Origin of the sequence: Rhodopirellula sp. JB055, from assembly GCF_043100905.1 — a bacterium.
Lineage (GTDB): Bacteria > Planctomycetota > Planctomycetia > Pirellulales > Pirellulaceae > Rhodopirellula.
Genome location: NZ_JBICHO010000354.1, coordinates 1 through 6,522, shown reverse-complemented (window position 1 = coordinate 6,522; position 6,522 = coordinate 1). Strand labels below are relative to the sequence as shown.

The 6,522-nt window shown below is 57.6% G+C and carries 6 protein-coding genes and 1 pseudogene; all 7 read left to right on the top strand.

The features are described from left to right. Positions 1-695, top strand: a 695-nt coding sequence (locus tag ACF8AM_RS14130) for a type VI secretion system baseplate subunit TssF (RefSeq protein ID WP_392556252.1), incomplete at its 5' end; no start/stop codon positions are given. Between the two features lie 85 nt (positions 696-780). Beyond that, on the top strand, positions 781-1,830 hold the full coding sequence (tssG, locus tag ACF8AM_RS14125; protein ID WP_392556251.1) for a type VI secretion system baseplate subunit TssG: 1,050 nt from the start codon (positions 781-783) through the stop codon (positions 1,828-1,830). A 22-nt stretch (positions 1,831-1,852) separates the two neighbouring features. After that, positions 1,853-3,847 (top strand): type VI secretion system tip protein TssI/VgrG, encoded by a 1,995-nt coding sequence (tssI, locus tag ACF8AM_RS14120; protein ID WP_392556250.1) that lies wholly within the window; start codon positions 1,853-1,855, stop codon positions 3,845-3,847. Between the two features lie 83 nt (positions 3,848-3,930). Beyond that, entirely contained in the window at positions 3,931-4,845 is a 915-nt protein-coding gene (locus ACF8AM_RS14115) for a DUF6931 family protein (protein ID WP_392556249.1), read from the top strand. Further along, a complete protein-coding gene (locus ACF8AM_RS14110; protein WP_392556248.1) occupies positions 4,845-5,135 on the top strand; it encodes a PAAR domain-containing protein in 291 nt (96 codons plus the stop codon). The genes ACF8AM_RS14115 and ACF8AM_RS14110 overlap by 1 nt, the downstream gene beginning before the upstream one ends. A 3-nt stretch (positions 5,136-5,138) precedes the next feature. Beyond that, positions 5,139-5,564 carry a hypothetical protein gene (locus ACF8AM_RS14105; RefSeq protein ID WP_392556247.1) on the top strand — a complete coding sequence of 142 codons (426 nt, stop codon included), beginning with the start codon at positions 5,139-5,141 and terminating at the stop codon, positions 5,562-5,564. Positions 5,565-5,588: 24 nt separating this feature from the next. Then, positions 5,589-6,522, top strand: a pseudogene (locus ACF8AM_RS14100) (carboxypeptidase regulatory-like domain-containing protein); the annotation flags it as partial.

The window sequence follows — 6,522 nt, the reverse complement described above, 5'->3', positions numbered from 1 at the left end:
ACCAACGTGAATACGGTCATCGCTCGCCATACTTGGGGACCGAAGTCTTTGTGACGCTAACCGATTCAAGTCAACGACCTTCACGACATCCGATTCGCCAACTGTCCTCGACGGTCTATTGCACCAACCGCGACCTCGCGTTGCTGAAACCGAAAACCGGTTGGCGGGACGCGTTCACCCTGGATGGCCCCGGACCAGTTGCTTCCATCAGTTGTCTGTCCGGCCCCACCACACCGCGTGCACCGCTGACCACCGAAGATGGCGAGACCTGTTGGCGACTGGTCAATCATTTGACGTCCAACTTCCTCTCGCTGTGCGATCGCGAAAAAACGGCGGATCCCAACTCGAATTCTGCGGCCGCGTTGCTGCGGCAAACGCTGTATCTGTATTGCCCCGAAGACTTGCCCGCGACACGACGTCAGGTGGACGGGATTCTCTCGGTGACCAATCAAGCTGTCACACGGCAAATTCCAATGCCCGGCCCGATCGTTCACGGTCGCGGAGTGCACCTGGAACTGGAGTTCGACGAATCAGCGTTCGAAGGCGGAGGTGCGTTCTTGTTGGCGGGAGTGCTGGATCGTTTCATGGCACGCTTTGTGTCCTTGAACAGCTTCACGCAAACGTCGCTCCGCACGCCCTCACGTGGCCCGGTGCATCGATGGCCGGTTCGCACCGGGACGACCGCACTGATCTAGCCGACTGCCTCAACCTCGCCATTGGCCGGGTTCCAACCTCACGCCGAGACTTTGATTTGCCGTTCTCGTTTTGCCTGACAAGTCCATGACCACTTCCGACTCCACCGCCACCTGGGAACAGCGTCTCACGGAAGAACTCGGGAAACCAGTTCAGTCGCTTGATTTCTTTCAGGCGATGCGACGAATCGAAGCCGAGTCACCGACGCTGCCTCGAGTTGGTCACGCCAGACAAACCAGCCAAGAGGCCGTCCGGATCCGGCAAACCACCGCACTGGACTTTGCCCCCGCGACGATTGACCGGATCGATTCGGGGCACGATGAACGTGCACACATCAGCCAACGGTTCTTTGGTTTGCTCGGGCCGGGAGGTCCGTTGCCTCTGCATATGACCGAGACCGTTCGGCATGAAACCAGGCACCATGCTGACCCCACGTTGGAATCGTTTCTGAACCTATTCCATCACCGCATGGCAACACTGTTCTACCGGGCGTGGAGCAGCAGTCGCGGTGCGGTCCAGCGTGATCGCCCAGAAACGGACCGCTTCGCAGCGTACGTGGGTTCCATCTCGGGCACGCTGAGACCCGGAGCAGAATCCAACGTCGCCCCAACTTCAACTGACAACTCAGGGCTGTACTTCAGCGGCCGGTTTGGGTCCACACATCGCAACGCGGAAGGTCTCGCGGCAGTGGTTTCCGCGACCGTGCACGCGGATGCAAACGTCAAGACATTCCAATTGCGGCAACTCCGTTTGGAACCAGAAGACCGAACGCTGCTCTCTCAATCGGAAAGGCCATCTGGTCGCGGAGAAACCGCGGGCCGCGGTGGTCGCTTGGGACAAAGCGTGGTGCTCGGACGGAGTGTCCCGGACCGTTGCTCGATGGTCGATTTGGACATTGGGCCGATCGCGTTTGATTTGTTTCAGGAACTACTTCCTGGCGGTGAATCGCACAACACGCTTCGTGATTTGATCCGTGGTTACGTCGACCCCGGACTGGATTGCCGCGTTCGCTTGATCTTGGATCGCCACACGATCCCACGATTGTCACTGGGACGCGTCGGTGCTCTCGGCCGAAGTGCTTGGGTTCACGGGAAAGCTCCCCGCGCCGATGTCGGCGACTGTCAATTCATTCTCTAGCGTTGCACAGCAATTCATCGTCATGACTCTGACCCAAGCCAACCGTCCGATCGCCGTCAGCACACCGCTGGCTGACGATGTGCTCGTGTTGACCGGTGTGTCTTGGACAGAACAACTCGGACGCCCCTTTGGAGGCACGTTGGATTTGGTCAGCTCCGAAGGCGATATCGATCCGCTCGACCTGCTCAAACAACCCGTCTCCATTCGCATCGGCGATGCAGACGATTCGCCAGAATACTTGCACGGTTATGTCACACGGTTCGGTCAGGTTGGCACCAGCGCTGGCTTGTACCAATATCACGCGACGCTTGCTCCTTGGATTGGATTGCTACGACATGTCGGCGGATCGCAAGTCTTTCAACAGCAGACGGTCGTCGAAATCGCCAAAGCCGTGATCGAATCGCGAGGCTTCACCGGCGAACTGGAAGACCGACTCACACAAACGTATCGCCAACGCGCCTACTGCGTGCAATACGGCGAATCAGACTTTCAATTCCTCAGTCGACTGTTTGAAGAAGAAGGCATCTACTACTTCTTCGAATACACCGAAGACCAACACACGATGGTACTGTGCGATGACGTCAGTGCCCATCAAGCGTCGGCGTCTTTTGATTCACTACCTTATCACGCGGTGGAACAACCGGGCACTGAAATGTGTCTTTCGCAGTGGACCTATGAGCGTGACTTCAACACGGCGTCATACGTGTTGCGAGACTACGATTTCCAAAAACCTCGCGCCGAAATGACCGTTCGTCAAAACGCGTCGGACACGGCAAGCGACTGGGAATGGTACGAATTCCCGGGTCAGTTCTTTGAGACCGACGACGGCCAACACTACGCTCGCGTTCTAACCGAAGCCGCCACGTCAGACCAACACGCCGCCGCCGCGGACGTGTCGACTCCTTCGGTGATCGCCGGCAATCTTTTGACGATGACGTCGCATCCCGTCGATGATCTCAATCAAGAGTACCTGATCGTGGGCCGGCATCTGGTGATGACGACCGGCGATGTTTCGGCCGGCAGCGGAGGTGCACACTCCTTCCATCTGAGCAATCGACTGCGGTTGCTTCCTTCGTCCATTCCCTACCGCAGCCGACAAACGACCGCACGCCCAGTCATGCGAGGCCCTCAAATCGCAACGGTTGTTGGCCCCGATGGTGAAGAAATCTGGACCGACGCGTATGGCCGCATCAAAGTGCAATTCGCCTGGGATTTAGTCGGAACCGGTGACGACAGCAGTTCCTGTTGGATTCGCGTGACGCAGCCTTGGACCGGCAAGGGATGGGGTGCGGTCTCGATTCCGCGAGTCGGCGAAGAAGTGATCGTGGCGTTTTTAGACGGCAACGTCGATCGACCGATCGTGACCGGTCGGGTCTTCAATGCCGATCGCATGCCCCCGGAAGACCTGGCCGATGGGCAAGCCAAAACGGTCTTTCGCACACGCAGCACCAAAGAAGGAGACACAAACTGTTTCCACGAACTGACGTTTGATGACACGAAAGATGCCGAGCAAATTTACCTGCACAGCGAACGCGATTTTGTTCGAGTCGTCGAAAACGATGATTCCTTGAAGGTCGGTTTCGACAAATCAGACAGCGGCGACCAAACGATCGAAATCTACAACGATCAAAACGTCCAAGTCGGTGTCGGCAGCGGATCGGGAAGCCAGACGACTGAAATCGGCCAAGACCGCACGACGACGATCGATGCGGGAGACGACAACCTGACGGTCAAACAAGGCGATCAAAATGTGTCGGTCGAAAGCGGCGCGATCACGATCGAAGCGGCCAAGTCGATCACGCTGACGTGCGGTCAATCCTCCATCGAGCTGACACCATCGGGCATCAACATCCAAGCAACCGAAATCGCCATCAAGGGCGATGCAAAGATCAGCATGGCTGCTCCCGAAATTGAAGCCGCCGCGGATGCATCGATGACACTCAAAGGCAACGCAACGGCAGAACTCAGTTCAGGCGGCTCCCTCACGGTCAAAGGAGCCATCGTTCAAATCAACTGAAATCCCTCAAAAAGGGGTCAGACACCTTTTTCACAGAATTTGGCCTCGCGTTTGTTCGCGTCATCCCAATCATTCGATTCACCATGCCACTTTTACTCACCGCCCATCCCGCTGACGACACCGACGTGCGATTGATCTTGCGCGTTGGCCAAGAAGCACGCGTGGGCAGTAGCGAGTGGGTGGAAATGAGCCTTCCTGATGACGCCGCTTTGTCGCCGGAACATTTTGTCGTGCGCTGCGGAACCAACGCGGTGATCGAAGTCCTCGAGGAACAGAATGCACTGATCGTCGCCGGAGACTCCTGCGATCGGCTCACGCTGTCGGAAACAGGCCAGTGCGAGACCGAATTCGTTGCCGGCCAAACCGCTTTCTCGGTTCGTTGGTCACCCGATGTGACGACTGTGCCCCCCAAAGCGAAGTCAAAACAACAAGCCACTTCCGACGAAACCATCGACGATCACGCGACCATCGCCTCGCTTGCGAAAGTGATGTCGATGTCGGAAAGATCCGTCGCATTGATCCAGTCACCTGATCGCACGATGGACTATCTCCAGCGATTGATCGATGCCTCCTTGAACGACGATGCGATCCGGTTTCTCGCTGGTGCGTTGCCGAATCGAACCGCAATCGGTTGGGCGATCGATGCATCGGGTTTTATCGATCGTGCCAGCAGCACGCTCGACCAAAGCATTCTCGCTTGGCAAAGCTCGGGCGACGAAACCGACCGCCGCAAAGTTCGCGATCAGCTAGCCATCAGTTCTCCTGACAACGTCATCCGTTGGATCGCTCAGGCGATCATCTTCAGCGGCGGCAGTCTGGGACCGGATGATCAACCGCCCATCCCACCGCCATCGCATTTGAGCGGCGTCGCAATCATGACCGCGCATCGTTGGTCTGTCGCGGCGGAGCCAGATCGAGACAGCGTGATGCAGCGATGGTTGCAATCCGGCAGCGCGTTGTTGCAACGCGAACAAGACACCAAGCAAGGGAACCAGTGATGCCGCCTGCTGCTCGAATCATGGACGAACACAGTTGCCCGATGGTCACAGGCGTCGTCCCGCACGTCGGAGGCCCGATCATCGGTCCGGGAGAACCGACGGTGCTGATCGGTGGCATGCCCGCCGCGGTTTTGGGTGATGAGGCCGAGTGCACCGGGTCACCTGACACTCTTTCCAAAGGTTCCGCCACCGTCATGATCGGTGGCAAACCCGCGGTACGGATGGGTGATCCGACTGCCCACGGTGGAACGATCGCATCAGGTGAACCCACCGTTCAGGTTGGTGGCTAGAACATGAGCAAAACCAACAACAATCCCAAAGTGACCGAATCGCGACTGCGAGATTGGCGAAACCAGCCAACCGCATCGAGATCGCATCTGCGCATCAAGGTTGCGCTGACAATCGTCCTCGCGTCCTTGCTCGGGATCTTTGTGATCTCGGTTTGGCGTCCGCTTGAATCACCTCGTCTGTTGATTCAATCGATCGGGCCGGTGCCACCGAAAAAGACACAACCTGCCCCGGTGATACCGGCGCAGGCCGTTGCTCTTGCATCACTGGATGCGTTTTCCTCTTTCGGTCAGGCAATGCCGACGGCCAGCGTGACTCCAACGCTCTCGCTCTCCGCCGCCAATCAAATCACACAAACCGATATCACGAACGGTACCCGACTCATTCACCTTGCCGGCACAGCATTGGTGGTCGACGGCCACGCGATATAGTTGTCGTTGAATACCGAGTCAACGTTGAAAAAATCGCCGCTGGACGTTTCCGAACTTCTTCGACATCTCAGTAAAACTCAAACGCCCGTGATCGTGTTGATCGACGCGATTGAAAGCGTCGGCGATTCAATCGGACGTTTGCCCGAGATGAACGCCTGGCAGTTCGCTCAGTGTCTCGATCGAGAAGTCTCCGCGTTGAGCCATTCGAATGTCTTGGTTGTCGCGCATCACAGCCAAATCAATCATGAGCTGATCGCCCCAACCCAACATGTCACGCCGCTGACACAAGCCGCGATGAACGGCTTCGAAGAATCCGCGGACATCAACGCCGACGGTGTCATTTCGGTGGCCGAATGGTTGGGTGTGGTCAGCCCCAAACGCCCCGATGGCGACGACCAATCAGTCCCCCGTTCTTTTTCCAGCATCCCACGAGGACAGTGGAAACGCTATCTGTTGGCACCGATTCAACCCGCTCCGAATCCCGAAGTCGACACCACACCCGCGGCGTCTGCCCAAGCGATTGTGACGCCATCGACAACGGCCGACCTGCCCAGTGCCACTCGGTCCGTTGCCGCACCGCCGAATGCCGCCTCAGAACAAGCCAAACATCACACGGTCGACGTGACCGCACCCACACTGGCTGTTGCGATTCAGATGCACGCGGATGGCATTCACACCACTCGCAGTGACCAGTGCAGCGAATTGTTCGACGGACTGCAAACGCTGCTCAACGCGGATGCCACCGAAGCCGCCGCGAAGACGTGGATGGACTCGCCCATTCCATCCAGTGCGACGTGGGACGAAGTGGTGTGGGCCAGATCCGTGTTGCAGCAGGACGCACCTTGGTCACTCAAGCAATCACTGATCAAGTGCCGTGTGCTCGCCAACCAAGTCGCGATGAACTCGACAGTCCGCACATGGTTCGAACCCGAACTGGCAGAAACGCAATGGGTGCGAC

Coding starts and splice junctions, on each gene's coding strand:
- tssG (WP_392556251.1), top strand. CDS start 781: ATGACCACTTCCGACTCCACCGCCACCTGGGAACAGCGTCTCACGGAA.
- tssI (WP_392556250.1), top strand. CDS start 1,853: ATGACTCTGACCCAAGCCAACCGTCCGATCGCCGTCAGCACACCGCTG.
- ACF8AM_RS14115 (WP_392556249.1), top strand. CDS start 3,931: ATGCCACTTTTACTCACCGCCCATCCCGCTGACGACACCGACGTGCGA.
- ACF8AM_RS14110 (WP_392556248.1), top strand. CDS start 4,845: ATGCCGCCTGCTGCTCGAATCATGGACGAACACAGTTGCCCGATGGTC.
- ACF8AM_RS14105 (WP_392556247.1), top strand. CDS start 5,139: ATGAGCAAAACCAACAACAATCCCAAAGTGACCGAATCGCGACTGCGA.